This window comes from Streptomyces hebeiensis, from assembly GCF_052983195.1.
Map to the genome: position 1 here is coordinate 4,806,148 of NZ_CM129812.1, position 20,467 is coordinate 4,826,614.

Consider the following 20,467-nt stretch of genomic DNA (forward strand, 5'->3'; position numbering starts at 1 on the left):
ACAACTGCCGGAATGGACCGGGACCCGGCTGGATCAGAGCAGTTCGTCCAGGAAGCCGAGCAGCGCCGCGTTGACCTCGTCCGGCCGCTCCTGCTGCGTCCAGTGGCCGCAGCCGGGGAGGATGAGAGGCTCCCGGACGTCGGGCAGCAGCCGGGGCAGGTTCTCGACGAGTTCCGGGGTGCCGGGGAACGCGGTCACCAGGTCCCGGTCACCGGCGATGTAGAGGGCGGGCGGCTGGACCGTCGCACCGGCCCAGGGGGCCGTCAGCTCCCAGTTCCGGTCGATGTTGCGGTACCAGTTCAGGCCCCCGGTGAAGCCGTTGGCGGCGTACTCCTCGGCGAAGACGTCCACATCGGCCTCGGTCAGCCAGGACGGCAGCGTCTCCGGCTCGGGCATCCGCTCCAGGAAACCGCCGCCGCGCGGGACGAGTGGCTGGGGAGGGGTGACGTTGGCGGGGTTGTCGCCGGAGGCCGCGTAGAGGAACCGCCGCAGGGACGTGCGCACGTCCCGTTCGAACTCGGCCTCGGCGACCCCGGGCTTCTCGAAGTAGTTCCAGTAGAACTGCCCGTCGAACAGCTTGTTCATCGCCTCCAGTGGCCGGGAACCGCCCCGGAACGGCGGCGGGACGCTCAGTCCGGCGACTCCACGGACGACATCGGGCCGCAGCAGGGCCGTGTGCCAGGCGACGGGCGCGCCCCAGTCGTGGCCCACGACGAAGGCGCGTTCCTCGCCCAGCGCGTGGATCAGGCCGACGACATCGCCGACGAGGTGCAGGATCGTGTACGCGTCGACCGCCTCGGGGCGTTCGCTGCGGCCGTAGCCGCGCTGGTCGGGGGCGACGACGTGGAAGCCGCGGGCGGCGAGCGGGCCGAACTGGTGCCGCCACGAGTACCAGCACTCGGGGAAGCCGTGCAACAGCACCACGAGTGGCCCCTCGCCCTCCTCCGCGATGTGCAGCCGTACCCCGTTCACGTCGACAGCGCGATGCTCAACCATGTGCCCAGAATAGTGACGGTACGTCAGCTGTCGACCATGTCGTTGTCGGTCACGCCGGCGTTGACCGGGCCGTCGTCGGCCGGGCCGAATGTGTTACCGCCTGGTAGTCAAACGTGCGGGGAGCGTCATACCCTCGGGCGCATGACCGAGTCGCAGGATCCCACCGCACCTGACACCGGCGCCGGGCTGCCGGGCCCACTCGGCACCAACCCCGTCGCGGCCGCCCCCGCCGGTGCGCGTACGGCGGCCGATGTCGTCACGCCGGACGTCGTCGCCCGGCTCACGCGCGACGTCGTCGGCTCGGGCCGTACCGCGAGTCATACGCCGCTCACCGCCCGGAAGCTGGCGGACCTGCCCGAGTCCACCCCCGAGGACGTGGCGACCGCGTTCGACCGGGCCCGTTCCGCCCAGCCCGTCTGGGCCGACACGCCCGTGCGCGAGCGCGCGGCCGTCCTGCTCCGCTTCCACGACCTCCTCCTGGAACGCCAGGCCGAGGTCCTGGACCTCGTCCAGCTGGAGACGGGCAAGGCCAGGCTGCACGCCCACGAGGAGGTCCAGGGCGTGGCCGTCGTCGCCCGGCACTACGGCCGGGCCGCGTCCTCGTACCTGCGCCCGAAGCGGCACATCGGCGTCGTCCCCGTGCTGACGAAGGTCACCGAACTGCGCCGGCCGCGCGGGGTCGTCGGTCAGATCGTTCCCTGGAACTACCCGCTCGAACTGTCCGTCGGCGACGCCCTGCCCGCGTTAGTCTCCGGCAACGCCGTCGTGATGAAGCCCGACACGGAGACCGCGCTGTCCGCTCTGTGGGCGCGCGAGCTGCTGATCGAGGCCGGGCTCCCCGAGGCGGTGTTCCAGGTCGTGCTGGGCGAGGGCCCGGTCGTCGGGCCCGAGGTGGTGCGGCACGCGGACTACGTCTCGTTCACCGGCTCGACCCGTACCGGCCGTGAGGTCGCGGCCAGGGCCGCCGCCCGGCTCGTCGGCGCCACCCTCGAACTCGGCGGCAAGAACCCCCTGCTGGTGCTCGCGGACGCGGACGTGGAGAAGGCGGCGGCGGGCGCGGTCCGTGCCTGCTTCACCTCCGCCGGGCAGTTGTGCGTCTCGGTCGAGCGGCTGTACGTCCACGAGTCGGTCGCCGACGTCTTCGCGGAGCGGTTCGTGGCCCGCACGAAGGCGATGCGGCTCGGCACCTCGCTCGCGTACGGCGCGGACATGGGGTCCCTGGCCGGCGAGCGCCAGTTGAAGGCGGTGACCGGCCACGTCGAGGAGGCCGTGGCCAAGGGCGCCACGGTCCTCGCCGGCGGTGTCGCCCGCCCCGACATAGGGCCGTACGTCCACGAGCCGACCGTCCTCGAGGGCGTCGAGGCGCCCATGGCGGTGTGCGCGGAGGAGACCTTCGGTCCGGTCGTCTCCCTCTACCGCTTCGGCGACGAGGACGAGGCGATCCGGCTCGCCAACGCGACACCGTACGGACTCAACGCCAGCGTGTGGACGAGGGACGCCCGGCGCGGCCACGAGGTCGCGTCCCGGCTGCGGGTGGGCACGGTCAATATCAATGAGGCGTACGCGTCGGCGTACGGCAGCGTGCGGTCGCCCATGGGCGGCATGAAGGACTCCGGTCTGGGCCGGCGGCACGGGTCCGAGGGCATCCTCAGGTTCACCGAGGCCCAGACCGTCGCGCGGCAGCGGCTCCTGCCCATGGGACCGGCGTTCGGGATGGACGACGAGGCGTACGCCGCGTTCATGAGCCGGAGCCTGCGGGTGATGAAGGCACTGCGGCTGCGGTAGCGCGCGGTGGTGAGCGGCAGCGCGCACCCCGGCGGCCCCTCCCGCCCTCTCGACGAGGAGAGCCAGTGACACAGGACAGTCCCGCACAGGCCGGCGGCCACGCCGGGGACGACGACCGGGGGCACGGCGACCGCGCGCAGGGGGACAGCGTGCGGGAGGGCAGCGCGTACGCCGACCGGGAGTACGACTACGACGTCATCGTGGTCGGCTCGGGGTTCGGCGGCTCGGTCGCCGCGCTGCGTCTGACCGAGAAGGGTTACCGCGTCGGCGTCCTGGAGGCGGGCCGCCGCTTCACCCGCGACACCCTCCCCAAGAGTTCCTGGGATCTCAGGAACTACCTCTGGGCGCCCGCCCTCGGGCTCTACGGCATCCAGCGGGTGCACCTGCTCGGCCATGTCATGGTGCTCGCGGGCGCCGGGGTCGGCGGCGGCTCGCTCAACTACGCCAACACGCTGTACGTACCGCCCGCCGCGTTCTTCGAGGACCCGCAGTGGGCGGCCGTCACCGACTGGAAACGGGAACTCGCCCCCTATTACGACCAGGCGCGGCGCATGCTCGGCGTACGGATCAACCCCACCATGACCGCCTCCGACGTCCATCTCAAGGCGACCGCCGAGGCGATGGGGGTCGGGGAGAGCTTCCGCCGGGCACCGGTCGGGGTCTTCTTCGGGGACGGCGAGGACGCCGACGGCAAGGGTGCCGCGGCCGGGCCGGGGACCGCCGTGGACGATCCGTACTTCGGCGGCGCGGGGCCGTCCCGTACCGCGTGCACCGAGTGCGGCGCGTGCATGACGGGGTGTCGGCAGGGCGCGAAGAACAGCCTCACCGAGAACTATCTCCACCTGGCCGAGCGGGCCGGGGCGGCCATCCGTCCGATGACGTCGGTGGTCGCGGTGACGGAGGATGGCGCGGACGGTTACCGGGTCTTCACCGTGCCGACCGACGCGCGCCGCGTCACGGGACGCAAGACTGCGACTGCGGACATGGACACCGGCGCGGAGCCGGACACCCGCGCGGACACGAACACGGGCGCGGACAGGCGACGGGGGAGCACGCGTCACACCGTGCTGCGCGCCCGCCGGGTCGTGATCGCCGCGGGCACCTACGGCACGCAGACGCTGCTGCACACGATGAGGGACCGTGGCCTGCTGCCACGTCTCTCGGCCCGGCTGGGGGAGCTGACCCGTACCAATTCCGAGGCGCTGGTGGGCGCGCAGACCGATGACCGGCGCTACCGCGCACGCCATGGCGCCCGTAAGTGCGACTTCACGCGTGGCGTCGCCATCACGTCCTCGATTCACCCGAACGAGTCCACGCACATCGAGCCCGTACGGTACGGCAAGGGCTCCAACGCGATGGGGACGCTGTCCATCCTGCAAGTGCCGTACGCGGAGCGGCGGATACGGGCCTGGCTGGGACACGTCGCCCGGCACCCCGCGTTGTTGCTGCGGTCGTTCTCCAACCGCCGCTGGTCTGAACGCACGATCATCGGCCTGGTCATGCAGTCGCTGGACAACTCCCTGACGACGTACCGCAAACCGAGGGGCGTGGGGAAGGGACTGCTGACCGCCCGCCAGGGCCATGGTGCCCCCAACCCGAAGCAGATACCGGAGGCGACGCGGGCGGCGACACTGCTCGCGGAGGAGATCAACGGCTTCCCGGGCAGCAATGTGGGCGAACTGATGGGGACGCCGCTGACCGCTCACTTCCTGGGCGGCTGCCCGATCGGCGCGTCGGCGGCGGAAGGCGTGATCGACCCGTACCACCGGCTGTACGGCCACCCCGGTATCTCGGTGGTCGACGGCTCGGCGGTCTCCGCGAACCTCGGCGTGAACCCGTCCCTGACCATCACCGCGCAGGCGGAGCGCGCGATGGCCCTCTGGCCCAACAAGGGGGAGCCGGACCCGCGGCCCGCGCAGGGCGCGTCCTACGTCGAGCTGGAGCCGGTGCGACCGGTGTCACCGGCGGTACCGGAAGAGGCGTTCGGCGCGCTGCGGCTGCCGTTCCTCGGCATGCCGAAGATGCCCGGCGACTCCGGGCGGCAGCGGTAGCGGTAGACGGGGGCGGTCGCCGGAGGCGGGAGTGGGCGGGCACGCAAGAGGCGCTGCACCCCCCTCCGAGTGCAGCGCCTCTTACGTATGCGGGCCGTTCGCACGCCGCCCGTGTGCGTGCCGCGTGCGTGCGGCCGTGCGGCCGGTGCGGCCCGAACGGCTCGCTCGTACGGCGTTCTTCGTTACGCGGCGGCGCCGCTCCGGCGCCGCTTCACCGCGAACATCACGCCGGCACCGGCCACGACCGCGATTCCGCCGGCCATCCCGACGACCGGGAGCACGGACGAGGAACCGGTCTCGGCGAGGGTGCCCGTCGGCTTGATCTCCGTGTTGCCCGCGGGCTTGGCCGGCAGCGGCTTCTTGCCGCCCTGCGGGGTGGCCTCGTTGGGGTCGCCCGCGTCCTTTCCGGCGGCGAGGACGTCGAACAGGTAGACCTCGTAGTCCCCGACGACGCAGTCACCCTCGTCGTCGGCGTAGAGCCCGATGCCGAACGCGTAACCGATTCCGTCGGGGGCGGACTTGTCCACGCTCATGCGCAGGTCGACGGAGTACGTCGTCTTCGCCTTGACGTCCGTGTAGCCGAGGTAGCCCTGCTCGTCGTCCTCGGCGTCGACGGAGATGTTCTTCCACGTACCGGACTCGGGGTCCTTGTACTGGAGCGTCAGGTGATCGGTGCGGTCCTCGAAGGTGTCACCGTCGACCTGCGCGGCGAAGACGCCGAGGTCCACGCGCCGGTAGTCGGTGTTCCCCTTGTTCGCGACGTCGAGGGTGAAGGCGTGGAAGCCGCTGCCCGCGACGACGCGCTCCGGGAGACCGGAGAACGTGGTCTTGAGGTTCGTGTCCTCCTTCACCTCTTCGCCGTCCAGGCAGCCCTCGGGGCCGTCACCGGGGGAAGCGCTCGGGGAGGCGCCCGGGTCGGTCGGCTCGGCGGCGGACGGGGAGGGGGCGGGAGTCTCCGGGGTGGTCTCGGACCCGGGTGCCGACGGCTCGGGGTTCTCCGGAGTCTCCGGGTTCTCCGGGGTCTCCGCGGCAGGCTCGGAGGCGGTCGCGGAGGGGTCCTGGCCCTCGGGTGACGTCCCGGGCCCGGACGGGTCCTGGTCGGGGCTCTCGGGTGTCTGGGCGTCAGGTCCGGAAGGCGGCTGCGGCTCGGTCACCGTGGTGTCCTGGGCCCCGTCGGCCGCGAAGGCGGCAGGGGCCGCGAGGAAGGCGGTGGGCGCTATGACAGCGGTCGCGGCGGCGACGGCCAGGGAGCGGCGGAGCTTCATGAAGACCTCTGCGATGTCCGGCGCACCGCTGGGCGCGGTGCGTTGAGTCGTGGGGCCTTCCCCGGCTGGGGGACACAGGTGAGGCCGTTGGATTTCGCAAGCAAGACCTGTGACACGTGTGAATGGTTGTCCTCGTTTTCACAGAATCTTTAAGTGTCCTGTGTCACATGCGCCGCAGGTCCCCCTGCGGTGCCACCGAGGGAACCGGCCGGCACCGGGGACCTCCCAGTGCCGGCCGGTTCCCTCGGCGGGTGGCCTCAGACGTGGCCCCGGCACAGCTCCAGCAGTGTCATCGCCAGCGCCGTACCGGGTTTGCCGAGGGCGTCCCTGTAGCGGCCGAGGATCTCCATCTCGCGCGAGAGATTGACCCGGCGGCCCCCGGAGGCGATCCGGGCGTCCTGGATCACCGCCGAGACCGCCATCCGTTCCTGTACGAGGCCGAGGATCCGGTCGTCGAGCGCGTCGATGCGCTCGCGGGCGCCGCCGATGAGTGCGGCGGCCTCGTCCGTACGGGCGCCGGTCCGCTCGGTGGCGGGAGCGGTCACGCGGTCGGAGGTGGTCACGGTGCCGGTGTCGACTGCCATGGGCTGAAGCCTTTCGGGAGCGGTGCCCCGCCGGCCGGACGGCCCCGGACGCGACAGGCGCCCCGGGCCTGTTCGGCCCGGGGCGCCTGGGAGGTCGCTTGTCAGATCAAGCAGCACGACCATGGCAGCCGGACGGGCCGGTGCCATAGGTAAAGACGAAGCTGTGCTGCTGACGCATGCTCCCAGTATGGACCCTGCCTCCCGGAGGGGGCGGAGCGTGCCGCATGGTGAGACGGCCGGTGGTCCTGGCCGTGGCGGTGGCCGCGGTGGCGATGGCGGTGGCGGTGGCCGCGGGGACGGTGGCGGGCCGCCGGGTCCGGACGCCCGAACGGTGCGGGGGAACGGCGTGCGGAGCCGGACGCCGGAACGGTGCGGGCGGGGCGTGGGTGCTCCATCGCTCGGCGTCCCCGTGGGTGTCGGCGCCCCCCGTTAGAATCGAGGAGAACCCCGAGTCACTCTCCATCGCCGGAAGGCCGCCACGTGCCAGCAGCGCCCCCCGCCGCCCCCGCCACGCCCGACGTCGTCCTCGTCGTCGACTTCGGCGCGCAGTACGCCCAGCTCATCGCCCGCCGCGTCCGCGAGGCCCGGGTGTACAGCGAGATCGTGCCGTCCACGATGCCCGTGGCGGAGATGCTGGCCAGGAAGCCCAGGGCGATCATCCTCTCCGGCGGCCCGTCCTCCGTGTACGCGGAGCACGCGCCGACCGTCGACCGTTCGCTCTTCGAGGCCGGGGTCCCCGTCTTCGGGATGTGCTACGGCTTCCAGCTGATGGCGACCACGCTCGGCGGGACCGTCGACAACACGGGTGCGCGCGAGTACGGCCGTACCGAGCTGCGGGTCTCCCGCCCCGACTCCACGCTCTTCGAGGGCACCCCGGTCGAGCAGCCGGTCTGGATGTCCCACGGCGACGCGTGTTCCGCCGCCCCCGAGGGGTTCACCGTCACGGCGTCCACGGACCTGGTCCCGGTCGCGGCGTTCGAGAACGACGAGAAGAAGCTGTACGGGGTCCAGCACCACCCCGAGGTGATGCACTCCACCTTCGGCCAGCAGGTCCTGGAGCACTTCCTCTACCGGGGCGCCGGCATCGAGCCGAGCTGGACCACCGCGAACGTGGTGGACGAGCAGATCGAGGTCATCCGCGCGCAGGTCGGCACCAAGCGTGCCATCTGCGGCCTGTCCGGCGGGGTGGACTCGGCCGTGGCGGCCGCGCTGGTGCAGAAGGCCATCGGGTCCCAGCTGACCTGCGTGTACGTCGACCACGGGCTGATGCGCAAGGGCGAGACCGAGCAGGTCGAGAAGGACTTCGTGGCCGCGACGGGCGTCCAGCTCAAGGTGGTCGACGCGCAGGAGCGCTTCCTGACGGCGCTGGCCGGGGTGTCCGACCCCGAGCAGAAGCGGAAGATCATCGGCCGGGAGTTCATCCGGGTCTTCGAGCAGGCGCAGGCCGAGATCGTGGCCGAGGCGGGCGCGGAGGGCGAGGACGTCGCGTTCCTCGTCCAGGGCACCCTCTACCCGGACGTCGTGGAGTCCGGCGGCGGTACGGGCACGGCGAACATCAAGTCCCACCACAACGTCGGCGGCCTCCCCGAGGACATCGAGTTCGAGCTGGTCGAGCCGCTGCGCAAGCTGTTCAAGGACGAGGTCCGGGCGGTCGGCCGGCAGCTGGGCCTGCCGGACGAGATCGTCGAGCGCCAGCCGTTCCCCGGCCCCGGTCTCGGTATCCGTATCGTCGGCGAGGTCACGCGCGAGCGCCTCGACCTGCTACGCGAGGCGGACGCCATCGCCCGCGAGGAGCTGACGGCCGCCGGCCTCGACCGCGACATCTGGCAGTGCCCGGTGGTCCTCCTCGCGGACGTCCGCTCCGTCGGAGTCCAGGGCGACGGCCGCACGTACGGCCACCCGATCGTGCTCCGGCCGGTCTCGTCGGAGGACGCGATGACGGCGGACTGGACGCGCATGCCGTACGAGGTGCTGGCGAAGATCTCCACCCGCATCACCAACGAGGTCGCGGAGGTCAACCGCGTGGTCCTCGACGTGACGAGCAAGCCCCCGGGGACGATCGAGTGGGAGTGACCACTCCTCCCGGCCCCGGCCCGTGCCGCCGGGCCCCGGCCCGTGCCGCCTGACACGGGCAGCAGGTCAACACCGACGCCGTCGCTCATTCGTTTGGGCGGCGGCGTCGCTGTTCGGCGTGGGTACGCTGCTGATAGACGCGAGACTCCGTCGCATGGGAGCAATCATGAGCGCCGCACCTGAGCATGGGCTGGAACCGCGGTACCAGTGGCCGATCCCGCCCGCCGGGGGCTGGACCGCGGACGATCTCGACCGGATTCCGGGCCTCCCGCCGCACACCGAGCTGATCGACGGGAGTCTTGTTTTCGTGAGTCCGCAGCGAAGGTTCCACACGCGCACCATGTGGCTGCTGGAGAACAGCCTGCTCTCGCAGCTGCCGGACGGCCTGGACGTGGATCGCGAGATGACGATCAGGATCGACCGAAAAAACCGCCCGGAGCCGGACCTCGTGGTCTTTCGGGGGGAGGGTGATGAGGACGCGGATCCGGACCCGGACCAGACGTGGTTCCGCCCCGAGGACATTGTTCTCGCCGTCGAGGTCGTCTCGGACGACTCGGTGGAACGCGACCGTGACATCAAACCGCGCAAGTACGCTGCCGCGGGCGTACGTCACTTCTGGCGGGTCGAGAAGGAACACGGCCTCCCCGTCGTCTACAGCTACGAACTCGACCCGGCCACTCACGTGTACGTGCCGACCGGCATCCACCGCGAGCGGCTGGAGCTGAAGGAGCCGTTCCCGATCGACATCGACCTCACCGCGGTGAACCGACGCCGACCGTCCCAGGACGACTGAGGCCGAGGGTCCCTGAGACCCGCCGGTCCGGCGTGTCAACTCCGTCACCGGGTTCTCACTCTTCCTCGCCTTCCGGCGGCGCGCGCCACCGCCCTCGTACGGCACAATTCCCAGTTACGGCACGGACGTTCACGGCAGTTCGCCAAGGTCGCCGTGGCTCGGGGTCTCGGGGTGGGGAAGGCGGCGTTCGGGGTGGCGGTGCAAGACGCGGAGCGGCGTGCGCACGGCGGGAGCTGTACGTGCGGGGACTGTCCGCTCGGGGCACGTGAGGGACATCGACGGGCCGTCGCCGCGTTCCTGGTGAAACGGGACGAACTGGCGGCGGGGCGGGGGCTTCCCACCGCGCTCGCGCACTCGGCGGGCGCCTCTCGTCAGTGGGTGTCCGACGCGCTGACCGAGTCCGCCCGCGCGGTGGCGGAGCGCGGGCGGGAGGCGGGCGAGGCCTGGCTGCACACGGTTCCGCGCCATACGCTGCTGGCGGTCTGGGGCGCCGTCGCGGTGATCGCGCTCGGCCAGGCCGGCACCGCGATCGGCGCCGGCTGGACCGCCGCGCGCACGGCCGGACTGCTCGCCGCCCTCGTCGTCGCCGGGCTGCTGACCGCGGCCGCCCGGCTGCACCGGGCGCGCGGCGGACTGCTGGCACCGCTCATCGGCGAGGACAACCGGCTGTCGACCTCGCGCACCGTCGCGTCCGGCTGGGTGCTGCTCGTCGTCTTCGCCGTGCTCGTGCTCGCCCTCCAGCTCGCGGGCGCCGCGGGACCCGACAGGCGGGACGAACTGATCGCCGGACTCGAACTCGCCCGGGGCATCGGCCTGGTGACCGTACTGGCCGTGGTCTGCGCCATCGCCGTCGTCGTACGCCGGGTGGTGACCGTACGGGTGCTGGCCCAGCGGCTGCAGAAGGTGCGGGCCGAACGGCCGCGCCCCGCCGACCTGCTCTGCGACGACAGCGGGCGCGGCAGTTTCACCGATGTGCAGTACACGCTGGTGAACGCCGTCGCCGTGGTGTTCTCCGCCGTCCGGCTGGCCCGGCGGCCCGACCAGCTGCCCGACCTGCCCTGGGCGCTCGTCCTGCTGGTCGTCGTCTCCGCCGCCACCTATTTCGCGGGCAAGTACGCGGAAGGCGGGCGGCCCGTCGTCCTGTCGGTGGTACGGGCCCGGGAGGCGGGCGACCTGGACGCTCCGATCCGTACCGGGGACGACATCGAGATCCGGGGCGCCGGATTCGTCCCCCCGGGCGCGGGCACGCCGGACCGGCTGGCCCGGATGGTCGTCAGGATCGGGCCCGTACACGTCCACGTTCCGCTCGTGCCGGTGCCCGGCGGGTTCGCCAACCCGTCGGACACGGCGCTGACCGTGCCCGTCCCGGTGGACGTGGAGCCCGGCCCCGTCGAGGTACAGGTGGTGACGGCGGCCGGCGTGGAGACGAACCGGGTCGTCGTCGAGGTCGCGGACTGACCGGTCTCGGCGCAGTCCCTCAGCGCGGAAGACCCCCCGGCCCCCTGGCGCACGGATACCAGCCCGGACAGGACACCTCCACGCTCCGGCCGGTTACAACGGCTTCCCCGGCTGGTTGACTGAGTGACCCAAGCGCCCCCTGCGTATGCATGGAGGAGGCGCGCGGGGAGACGTACCTCCTCGCGACTGTGGCGCGGACAGGGAGAGGCGGACCGGCGATGACGCACAGCTACCGGGCGGACACCTATGGAGCGGCCACCTACGACATGGACGGCGGTCCGGGGCGAGGCGGCGGGGTGCGGCAGACCGCCACACGCCACGCCCTGCTGCCGCTGAGGATCTTCCTCGGCGTCACCTTCGTCTACGCGGGCATCGACAAGCTGACCCAGAACGGCTTCTTCGCCGCGAGCGGCCCCGGATCGGTCGGCGAGATGATGCGTGGCGTCCGTGACAGTTCCGCCGTCCCGGCCCTGGTCGACCTGGCGTTGAAGAACCCCGCCGGCTTCGGCTACGCCATAGCCATCGGCGAACTCGCCGTGGGCCTGGGCGCGCTCTTCGGCGTGCTGACCCGGCTCGCCGCCTTCGGGGGCGTTCTGCTGTCCCTGAGCCTGTGGCTGACCGTCAGCTGGCAGAGCACCCCGTACTACTACGGCAACGACCTGCCCTACCTGATGGCGTGGGTGCCGCTGGTGCTCGCCGGAGCGCCGTCGTTCTCGCTGGACGCGCTGCGGGCCGGGCGTCGGCGACGTATCCGGTAGGCCGTCCAGGCCGACAGCGCGGCGAGGGAGAGCCCGCCCGAGAGCATCGGGAACACGGCGTACCACGGCACCTGCCAGGCACCGGTCGCGTCTCCCGCGTACGCCGTGGCGGCGCCCAGCATCACCAGGCCCGCGACCAGACGGCCCGGCCGGAACTCATGACGCGACACGGGTCACCTCCACCTGTCCCAGACCGACTTCGAGCCGCAGGTCGAGCGTGCCCGCCGGGGGCGCGCCGACCGCGGGCCGAAGGGTGTCCTCCCGCGAACGGCCCGGTGAGACGTCCGTGTCGTTGTGTGGGTCCCCGGGGAACCGGATGTCTCCGAGACCGGCCTCGGCGTGGACCCGTACCGTCGCCTCCGGCGGCACCAGGACCCGCAGCCGCCCGGCCCCGACATCGACGGCCGTACGCACGGTCCGCCCCTGAGGGACGGCCAGATCGCTCAGGTCGAGCGTCCCGTCCCCGGAGCCCAGCCCGTACCGGTCCTGCACCGCGGAGACCGAGGCGGGCTTCCAGTTCGTGCGGCTCCAGTGCGTGGAGATGTCCTTCGGCAGCGCCGAGGCACCCGCGAGCAGCACGGCCGTCACCGTCGCCAGGAAGATGGTGCCGAGGCCCGTACGCCCTACGAAGGAGGCGAGCACGAGGCCGAGACCGAAGACCACCAGCGCGGCGGTCAGCCCGGTCTGGACGCTCGTGGCGAACGGGCGTCCTTCCCACGACAGGCCCGTACCGAGCCCGCCCGCGAGCAGGGCCAGCAGGAAGACGAGCCCGCCGATCCAGCGCGGCCCCCGCTGCCCGGCCGGGCGGGCCGGCCGCCGCCCGCTCGCGGGCGGGGCCGCGTCCGCCGCCGTGTCGGCCGGGCCCCATATGTAGCCCGGGTAACTGACCGTCCAGCCCGTCGGGCCCCCCTCGAACAGAGCGCTCCCGAAGCGGCCGTCCTTGGAGAGTCCGTCCTTGGAGAGTCCGTCGCGCCACCATGAGGGCGTGCCCGGGGTGGGCGGCGCCTTGGTCTCAGGAGGCACGTCTCCCACCGCGTGCGCCGCCATGGCGTCCGGTGCCGTCCCGCCGGGTGGGACGATCCGGCGGCGCTGGGACCAGACCGCCGCGCCCGCGACCGCCAGCGTCAGCATCGTGGCGAAGCCGAGCGTCTGCCCGTTGCTCAGCATCGACAGGAACAGGCCACAGCCGATCAGCGCGAGCAGCACGGCGATCAGCGACGCACCGTCGACCCGGCCCGAGAGCAGCCTGCGGGCCTCGTTCTCCTCCTCTCCCTCCAGGGGGAGGAGGAGCCAGGCGAAACCGTAGAAGATCAGCCCCACCCCGCCGGTCAGCGAGAGGACGCCGACGGCGATCCGGAAGATCACCGGATCCAGGTCGTAATGCCGTCCGAGCCCGCCGCACACGCCCGCCACCGCCTTGTGCCGCCGTGAGCGACGCAACGGCGTGCTCGCGACGGAAAGAGGGGTGCCGGCCCGGTCGGCCGGGCCGGCGGGACCGGATCGGCCGGATTCGGGAGGCGGAGGGGGAGGAGGGGCCGGCGGTGCGGCGGGCGGCTCGGGCGGCTGGGTCATGCGTTCCATGGTGACGGGGCGGTGGCCGTGGCTCCAGCGGCATCGACCCTGGCCTGTCCCTGATATCGCCCCTGATCGGCGTCGGGGGCGCGCGGCGGGGCCGGGGACGGGCCGGAGCCGACCCGGGATCAGGGGCGTCTCAGGGGCTTGTCAGGGATCCGACCCTGATGCCCCCGCACGTCCCGCCGTGTGACCATCGATGGCATGCCGAGCGCCCCGCCCCGCCCCGCCGCCATGCCCTCCTCCCGCGCCGCCGCGCCGGAGGAGCCCGGGGTGCGCAAGCTCTACCGCAGCGCGGACGGCCGGATGCTCGGCGGAGTGGCGCGCGGGCTGGCCGGACACCTCGGCATTCCGGTCGTCTGGGTCCGGCTGGTCTTCCTCGGCCTCCTCTTCTCCCAGGGCCTCGGCGCGGTGCTCTACGCCGCCTTCTGGTTCGTCGTCCCGCTCGGCGTCGGCGGAACCGCGGTCGCGGCGCGTCCCATGTTCGAGACCAGCCCCGACGGCAGGCGCCGGCTCCGCAAGCCGGACAAGGGCCAGATAGTCGCCCTGGTCGCGCTGCTGATCGGCTTCGGCACGTTCGTGGGAAACGTCAACCTCGGCCGCAGCCAGGCCGACCGGTACATCTGGCCGGTGCTGCTGATAGGCGCGGGCGTGGTGCTGGTCTGGCGACAGGCCGACAACGCCCGCCGCGCCCGGTGGACCGAGGTCGGCAGCCGCCGCCAGGTGCTCCAGCTCGCGCGCGGCGTGGCGGGCGTGGCGCTGGTGGCCCTGGGCCTCACGGTCTTCGTCGTGGTGCGCGGCTCGGCGGCGCAGCTCGGGAACGTACTGACCGGCGCGATCGCCGTCGTGGCCGGGATGGGGCTGCTGGTCGGGCCCTGGCTGGTCCGGATGGCCCAGGACCTCTCCGAGGAGCGGCTGATGCGTATCCGCGCCCAGGAGCGCGCCGAGGTCGCCGCGCATGTTCACGACTCGGTGCTGCACACCCTCACGCTCATCCAGCGCAACGCGGACGAGCCCGGCGAGGTGCGCCGCCTCGCCCGGGCCCAGGAGCGGGAGCTGCGGGCCTGGCTGTACCGGCCGGAGGGCACGGGCAAGGACGAGGAGGACGAGCCGGCCACCCTCGCCGAGGCGGTGAAGCGGACGGCGGCCGAGGTGGAGGACCACCACGGCGTGCCGATCGAGGTCGTCGTGGTCGGTGACTGCCCGCTGGACGAGAAGCTGTCGGCCCAGATGCAGTCCGCGCGTGAGGCGATGGTCAACGCCGCCAAGTACGGTGGCGAGGGAGGGGCGGTGCAGGTCTTCGCGGAGGTGGAGGGCCGTACGGTCTTCGTCTCCGTACGGGACCGGGGGCCCGGCTTCGACCTGGACGCGGTGCCCGCCGACCGGATGGGTGTGCGGGAGTCGATCATCGGCCGGATGCGCCGCAACGGCGGGTCGGCGCGGCTGCGCTCGGTGCCGGGCGGCGGGACGGAGGTCGAGCTGGAGATGGAGCGGGCGACGGCGGAGGACGACGCCGCCGGCCGAACAGCCGACCGGGCCGCCGGCTGACCGGACGGCGGGCTCGTCGCGCGGTGGGCTCGTCGGCCGGCGGGCTCGGCGGGCGGCGGACTCGCCGGGCGGCGGACTCGCCGGGCTCGGGTGAGGCCGGCCGACGGCCGGGCCGACGGCCGCGGGACCGGGGCCGTACGGTGACAGGAGATGCCGGAAAACGATCCGCCGCCGGACAGGCGGACGACGGCACGGGACCAATGGGTGAGGGGCAAGGCATGAACGAGGGCGTACCGGCCGGGGGCACTGCCGGCGAGAGCGGAAGCCCGGCCGACGAGGGCCGCCGGGTCCGCGTCGTGCTGGTCGACGACCACCGGATGTTCCGTACCGGTGTCCAGGCCGAGATCGGGGTCACCGAGCAGACCGGTGTGGAGGTCGTCGGCGAGGCCGCGGATGTCGCCCAGGCGATCAGCGTGATCACGGCGACGCGTCCCGAGGTCGTCCTGCTGGATGTCCATCTGCCGGGCGGCGGCGGAGTGGAGGTGCTGCGCCGCTGCGCCCCTCTGATGGGGGCGAGCGTCGACCCCGTGCGCTTCCTCGCCCTGTCGGTGTCGGACGCGGCGGAGGACGTCATCGGCGTGATCAGGGGCGGTGCCCGTGGCTATGTCACCAAGACGATCACCGGCGCCGATCTGGTCGACTCGATCTTCCGGGTGCAGGAGGGCGACGCGGTCTTCTCACCGCGGCTGGCCGGCTTCGTACTGGACGCCTTCGCGTCGACGGACGCCCCGCCGGTCGACGAGGACCTGGACCGGCTCACCCAGCGGGAGCGCGAGGTGCTGCGGCTGATCGCGCGGGGATACGCGTACAAGGAGATCGCCAAGCAGCTCTTCATCTCGGTGAAGACCGTGGAGTCGCACGTCTCGGCCGTGCTGAGGAAGCTCCAGCTCTCCAACCGCCATGAGCTGACACGCTGGGCGACGGCCCGCAGACTGGTCTGACGCCCCGTCCCGGGGCCGCGGGGCTCTTGGGGCCGCGCGGGGCTCTCGGGACTGCGCGGGGTCCGGACCAGTGCCGCGACCGGCATCAGGAACAGAGCCACTCAGTGACGAACACCCGGCCCCGGTGGTCCAGCAGACCGCGGATGCACTCGCCCGGCAGCGTGGCGATCGTACGGGACAGCTCGGCGCGGCCGGAGCGGGTGGGCGAGGTGCCGAACCAGTCGGGGAACGCGGTGATCCGCTCGTCCTTGCGCTGGTAGCCGAGTCGTACGGAAAGCCCGGGGCCGGCACCGTGGCGCACGTACCGGACGGTGAACCCGCCCGTGCCGCCGATCGGGCCCGCCACGCAGAGCCGGCCCCCGGAGAGGTCCCCGCAGCCCCGGGGGGTCAGACCGACGGGGGCGAGTACGAAGAGCGCTCCGACCGCGAGAACCGTGACCGTGAGCGCGGTACCTCCGGTGGTCCGGGCCCGGGGAGCGGCGGTGGGAGCGGTGTGCGCGGCATGCGCCCCGGTGGCGTCGGCTCCTCTCACGGCTCCCCCTTCATGGGCCGATGGCGTGCTGCTGCTCATCGTGACCCGGATACGGGAGCGGGGCATCCTGGAGCGGACCGGTCCGGCGATCCGGCCCGCGCCGGGACATGGCACGCGGGACGGCCGGACAGGGCACGGCCAGATCGGGGCGGTCGGACGGGGCGGGCCGGTCAGGCGGGGCGGGCCGGTCAGGCGGGGCGGGTGGCTCCCGCGAACGGCATCTGGTCCAGGGGCGCCATCCGGACCGCTGTGCCGGGCCGCGGGGCGTGGATCATCTGGCCATTGCCCACATAGATGCCGACATGGCTGATGCCGGAGAAGAAGAACACCAGGTCACCCGGGGCCAGCTGATCACGGCTCACGCGTCGGCCGACATTGATCTGGGCGTACGAGGTGCGCGGGAGGGCGACGCCCGCGGCGCGCCAGGCGGCCTGGGTGAGCCCCGAGCAGTCGAAGGAGCCGGGGCCGGTGGCGCCCCAGACGTAGGGCTTCCCGATCGCTCCGTGGGCGAACGCGACGGCCGAGGCGGCGCGTGGATTCGGTGCCGGGACGGTCCCCGCGCCCTGCGGGCCGCCGGGGCCCGCCGCGCCGCCCTGGTCGTCCTGTGCGGCGTCCCTGGCGTACCGCGCCCGCTGGGCGGCGGTGAGGCCGTCGAGCAGCCGCCGGGCGGAGGCCAGCTTGTTCTCGACGGTGGCTCTGTGGTGTGCGAGTTCGCTCTGGCGGGTCTTGAGTTCGGAGAGCCGGCCGTTCGCCCGTGCACGCACACCGGCGATCTCGGAGAGCCCCCTGCGGACTCCGGCGATCATGGCGGCCTGGCGGGTCCCCGCCCGCTCGGCGAGGGAGGCGTCCCTGAGGTAGTCGTCGGGCCGGGAACTGAGGACGAGCTGCGCGGCGGGGTCGAGGCCGCCGGACCGGTACTGCGCGGCGGCGATCGAGCCGAGCGCGGCCCGGGAGGTGTTGAGCCGCGCCGTCCTGCGGGCCGCCTCGTCCCGCAGCTCGGCCAGGGAGTCCCGGGCGGCGTCCGCCTTCTCCTTCGCCCCGTTGTACTTCTCGGTCGCGGCCCCGGCCTGCTCGTAGAGCCGGTCGACCTCGGCCTTGACCTGCGCGGGCGTCAGACGGGGCTCGGCGTGTGCGGGGCTGTCGAGGGCGGTGGCCGTCGCCGCGCCGGTGAGCGCGATCGTGGCGGCGGTGCGGCCGGCCGGACCGGCCAGAGATCGTCGTTTCGGTTTTCTGTGCGCTCCCACGGGGGCGGGTCCTCTTCCTCGTGTCGTGCGGTGGGCGGTCCACGGAGGTGGAGCGTCCGCGGAGCCGGGCGGCCCGCGGAGGCGGGCCGCCCGGAGAAGGACGGTAAGCGCGAGATCACTGCTCGACGGCGGCATGGCCGCTATTGGCGTGAGGTGACCGTTGCAGGATGCTTTGTGTTCACGCAGGTCTCTGGAACAGCGGATCCGGGGCCCGCAATGGATCGATTCACCGCCAAGGCGACAAAGCCACACCCTGCCCGAAGAGCGCCGATACCGACCTGGTTAGGCTCCGGGCCATGGACGTACTCATCAATGTCTTCGTCGCCCTGCACATCGTCGGCATCGCCGCACTGCTCGGCGGCTTCCTGACACAGACGAAGGCCATGAGTGCCGGGACGGCGACCTTCAGCCCGGCGATGCTGCACGGAGCCCTGACGATGCTGCTCACCGGCATGGTGCTGGTCGGCCTCAACCAGGCCGACGGCGCGGCGGTGAACAACATCAAGATCGGCGTCAAGCTGGCCGTGCTGGTCGTGATCCTGGGGATCGTGTACGTGAAGCGCGACGAGGAGGTCGCGCCGAAGCCGCTGTTCGGCGCGGTGGGGGGACTGACAGTCGCCAACATCCTGATCGCCACGCTCTGGACCTGATGGATTCGGACCGGGCTTGACCGCTCCGTCGGCCTATCGGCGCGGGACAACGACACGGGTGCGCAGCGGCCCGGACCATGCTTTCCCAGCGCGGTCCGGGCCGCTCCGTGCGGGCCGGCTCTCTCAGGCCGGGCGGACGCTGCCGTAGATCGGCATGTAGTAGATCGATTCCTCGCGGACGTTCGAGCCCGGTCCGGGGGCGTGGATCATCATGCCGTCGCCGATGTAGATCCCGACATGGCTGATGTCGTCGTAGAAGAAGACCAGGTCGCCGGGGAGCAGCCCCTCGGTCGCGACGCGTGTGCCGGTCTTCACCTGGTCCCAGGTGCTACGCGGCATCTCCACGCCCGCCTCCTTCCAGGCGGCCTGCGTCAGCCCGGAGCAGTCGTACGAACTGGGGCCGGCCGCGCCCCGGACGTACGGCTTGCCGATCTGCGCGCGGGCGAAGGCGAGGACCTTGGCGGCCTTGGCCGCGTACGTGCTGGTCCCGGTGCCCGTGCCGGAACCTGTAGTGGTGGGCGAACCGACTCCGGCGACCCGTCCGGTTCCGGTGACCGACGTGGGCAGTGCGGGCGAGCCCGTCCCCGTGACCGACTCGGGGAGGCGTACGGAGCCGGTTCCGGTGGCCGACCGGGGCGCGGGGACGGCGCCGTTGGCGGCGCCGGTGCCGGGGGCCGACCGGGGCGCGGGGATCATGCCGGTCCCTGTGACGGACGGGGGCATCGGACTCGCTCCCGTGCCGGTGGCCGATCGGGGTGCGGGGATCGCGCCGGTTCCGGTGATCGACGGCGGCATCGGGGTGGAGCCCGTACCGGTGATCGATTCGGGGAGGCGTACGGAGCCGGTTCCGGTGGCCGTGGCGCGTCGGGCGCCGGCCCAGGTTCCCGCCGCGCGTTCCTGCGCTGCTCGTTCCTGCTCCGCCCGCTCTTGCGCCGCTCGTTCCTGCCGCAGGAGTTCGGCCGCGGCCTGGGCCTCCGCCGCCGCGCGGGCCTCGGCCTCGGCTCTGGCCTCCGCCGCGCGGCGGGCCTCCGCCTCCTTCGCGCGCTCCAGCGCGGCCAGTCGCTCCTGCTCCTCGGCGGTGAGCCGGGCCAGCAGCGTCCGCGCGGTCCGCAGCTTCCGCTGAACGTTCTGCTTGCTGGTACGGAGCGAGGCCTGCGAGGCGTTCAACGACGCCATCCGCGCGGCCTTCTCCGCCGCCCGCTTGCGCATCTTCTTCGCGATCGCGGCCTGCCGCGCCGGATCGTCCGGGACGTCCGCGACGGCCGGGGAGACGGGGGCGGCCGGGGCAGCCGAGGCGATCGGGACGTCCGGGACTACGGGTGGGGCGGTAGGAACAGGAGGAACGAGAGGAACGGGCGGGACAACCGGGATGGATCCCGTCCCGGGTCCTGAAGCGGGACCTGCCTGACGTCCCGTCATGGATCCGGCCGTCGCGCCGCCTTCGGTGTACGACCGCGGGCCGTCCGAGAACAACTGGGCCGCCGTGGGGCTGAGGCCCCCGTTCCGGTACTGTCCGGCCGCCGAGTCACCGGGCATCCGAGGGGACCCGTACCGGCCGGCCGCCGGCTCCGTGTCCGCCCGATCGCCGCCGGCTCTCCTGCCGTCGGCCCGTTTGCCGTCCGCGCGCCTGCCGTCCGTGAGCTTGGCCTCCGCGAGTCTGGCCACGTCGTCGAGTACGCGACCGACGGTGCTCTTCTGCCTGTCCTGCCTACCCGGCCGCCCAGGATTCCCCGGGTTCGCCGACTTCCCCTTCTTCTCCGCGGCCTCCCTGGCCGGTTTCGACCTGTTGTTCTGCGGAGTCGCCCCACCGGCCTGGCGGTACAGGTCGCTGACCTTCTGCTGCACCTCTTCCAGGGACGGCTTCGCCTCGAGGGGCGGGGTGGGCGCGGACGGCGCGTCGAGCACGTCCCGCGTCGAGAGCAGCGTGGCCGAAGCGAGGGCGGCCGCCGTCACACCGTTGGCGGGGGAGTCCGTGGGGACTCCGTCGCGGCCGCGCGACTTGCGATGCGACGCCAAGGTCGGCATCTCCTTCCGTGGACCGCCTACCGGGTTAGCTGTCGGGTTCGGGCGGAACGGAAGGCTGCCCTACGGGCCTGAGACGTACGGCCCGATTCACCCCGGTCGTGCGAAGTGGGTCCCCGGCTTCGAACTCCCCCTCGGGAAGCCCGAATTCGGCGTGGGCCGCCCGCTTGGCGTGGATCGCCTTGAGGGTACGGG

15 protein-coding genes, 1 pseudogene and 1 riboswitch are annotated in these 20,467 nt (G+C 72.6%); of the genes and pseudogenes, 9 read left to right on the forward strand and 7 right to left on the reverse strand.

Annotated features, from left to right (window positions below; all coding sequences use genetic code 11):
• Window positions 1-33: 33 nt before the first annotated feature.
• On the reverse strand, window positions 34-996 hold the full coding sequence (locus ACU6P3_RS20720; RefSeq protein ID WP_447193586.1) for an alpha/beta fold hydrolase: 963 nt from the start codon (window positions 994-996) through the stop codon (window positions 34-36).
• A 141-nt stretch (window positions 997-1,137) separates the two neighbouring features.
• Here ACU6P3_RS20720 and ACU6P3_RS20725 point away from each other — a divergent pair, with 141 nt between their 5' ends.
• Both ACU6P3_RS20725 and ACU6P3_RS20730 read left to right on the forward strand, forming a co-directional pair.
• Window positions 1,138-2,781: a succinic semialdehyde dehydrogenase gene (locus ACU6P3_RS20725; RefSeq protein WP_447193587.1), complete on the forward strand. Its 1,644-nt coding sequence runs from the start codon at window positions 1,138-1,140 to the stop codon at window positions 2,779-2,781.
• A 149-nt stretch (window positions 2,782-2,930) separates the two neighbouring features.
• Window positions 2,931-4,832 (forward strand): GMC oxidoreductase, encoded by a 1,902-nt coding sequence (locus ACU6P3_RS20730; protein WP_447197989.1) that lies wholly within the window; start codon window positions 2,931-2,933, stop codon window positions 4,830-4,832.
• A gap of 182 nt (window positions 4,833-5,014) precedes the next feature.
• On the opposite strand, the gene ACU6P3_RS20735 is transcribed toward ACU6P3_RS20730, so the two are convergent.
• A complete protein-coding gene (locus tag ACU6P3_RS20735) occupies window positions 5,015-6,097 on the reverse strand; it encodes a hypothetical protein (RefSeq protein WP_447193588.1) in 1,083 nt (360 codons plus the stop codon).
• 257 nt (window positions 6,098-6,354) lie between these two features.
• On the reverse strand, window positions 6,355-6,681 hold the full coding sequence (locus ACU6P3_RS20740) for a chorismate mutase (protein ID WP_447193589.1): 327 nt from the start codon (window positions 6,679-6,681) through the stop codon (window positions 6,355-6,357).
• A 480-nt stretch (window positions 6,682-7,161) separates the two neighbouring features.
• Between ACU6P3_RS20740 and guaA the strand changes: the two genes are divergently transcribed.
• From guaA to ACU6P3_RS20760, 4 genes are all read left to right on the forward strand, one after another.
• Window positions 7,162-8,754, forward strand: a complete 1,593-nt coding sequence (guaA, locus tag ACU6P3_RS20745) for a glutamine-hydrolyzing GMP synthase (protein WP_447193590.1) — start codon at window positions 7,162-7,164, stop codon at window positions 8,752-8,754.
• Between the two features lie 166 nt (window positions 8,755-8,920).
• Window positions 8,921-9,547, forward strand: coding sequence for a Uma2 family endonuclease (locus tag ACU6P3_RS20750; protein ID WP_447193591.1), 627 nt, complete (start codon window positions 8,921-8,923; stop codon window positions 9,545-9,547).
• 192 nt (window positions 9,548-9,739) lie between these two features.
• Window positions 9,740-11,005: a hypothetical protein gene (locus ACU6P3_RS20755; protein WP_447193592.1), complete on the forward strand. Its 1,266-nt coding sequence runs from the start codon at window positions 9,740-9,742 to the stop codon at window positions 11,003-11,005.
• Between the two features lie 218 nt (window positions 11,006-11,223).
• Window positions 11,224-11,763 (forward strand): DoxX family protein, encoded by a 540-nt coding sequence (locus ACU6P3_RS20760; protein ID WP_447193593.1) that lies wholly within the window; start codon window positions 11,224-11,226, stop codon window positions 11,761-11,763.
• Window positions 11,764-11,919: 156 nt separating this feature from the next.
• On the opposite strand, the gene ACU6P3_RS20765 is transcribed toward ACU6P3_RS20760, so the two are convergent.
• A complete protein-coding gene (locus tag ACU6P3_RS20765; RefSeq protein WP_447193594.1) occupies window positions 11,920-13,335 on the reverse strand; it encodes a PspC domain-containing protein in 1,416 nt (471 codons plus the stop codon).
• Between the two features lie 204 nt (window positions 13,336-13,539).
• Here ACU6P3_RS20765 and ACU6P3_RS20770 point away from each other — a divergent pair, with 204 nt between their 5' ends.
• Both ACU6P3_RS20770 and ACU6P3_RS20775 read left to right on the forward strand, forming a co-directional pair.
• Window positions 13,540-14,883 carry a PspC domain-containing protein gene (locus ACU6P3_RS20770; protein WP_447193595.1) on the forward strand — a complete coding sequence of 448 codons (1,344 nt, stop codon included), beginning with the start codon at window positions 13,540-13,542 and terminating at the stop codon, window positions 14,881-14,883.
• Between the two features lie 218 nt (window positions 14,884-15,101).
• The gene (locus tag ACU6P3_RS20775) at window positions 15,102-15,824 is read left to right on the forward strand and encodes a LuxR C-terminal-related transcriptional regulator (protein ID WP_447193596.1); all 723 of its coding nucleotides are present in this window, start codon (window positions 15,102-15,104) and stop codon (window positions 15,822-15,824) included.
• 85 nt (window positions 15,825-15,909) lie between these two features.
• Here the strand turns inward: ACU6P3_RS20775 and ACU6P3_RS20780 are convergent, their stop codons facing one another.
• Both ACU6P3_RS20780 and ACU6P3_RS20785 read right to left on the reverse strand, forming a co-directional pair.
• Window positions 15,910-16,356 (reverse strand): hypothetical protein, encoded by a 447-nt coding sequence (locus tag ACU6P3_RS20780; RefSeq protein WP_447193597.1) that lies wholly within the window; start codon window positions 16,354-16,356, stop codon window positions 15,910-15,912.
• A gap of 188 nt (window positions 16,357-16,544) precedes the next feature.
• The gene (locus tag ACU6P3_RS20785; protein WP_447193598.1) at window positions 16,545-17,600 is read right to left on the reverse strand and encodes a C40 family peptidase; all 1,056 of its coding nucleotides are present in this window, start codon (window positions 17,598-17,600) and stop codon (window positions 16,545-16,547) included.
• Between the two features lie 296 nt (window positions 17,601-17,896).
• Here ACU6P3_RS20785 and ACU6P3_RS20790 point away from each other — a divergent pair, with 296 nt between their 5' ends.
• Complete coding sequence (locus ACU6P3_RS20790; protein ID WP_447193599.1) at window positions 17,897-18,250, forward strand: hypothetical protein; 354 nt, start codon at window positions 17,897-17,899, stop codon at window positions 18,248-18,250.
• A 123-nt stretch (window positions 18,251-18,373) separates the two neighbouring features.
• Here the strand turns inward: ACU6P3_RS20790 and ACU6P3_RS20795 are convergent.
• Window positions 18,374-18,784, reverse strand: a pseudogene (locus ACU6P3_RS20795) (C40 family peptidase); the annotation flags it as partial.
• A 1,489-nt stretch (window positions 18,785-20,273) separates the two neighbouring features.
• A riboswitch (cyclic di-AMP (ydaO/yuaA leader) is annotated at window positions 20,274-20,437 on the reverse strand.
• Window positions 20,438-20,467: the final 30 nt, after the last annotated feature.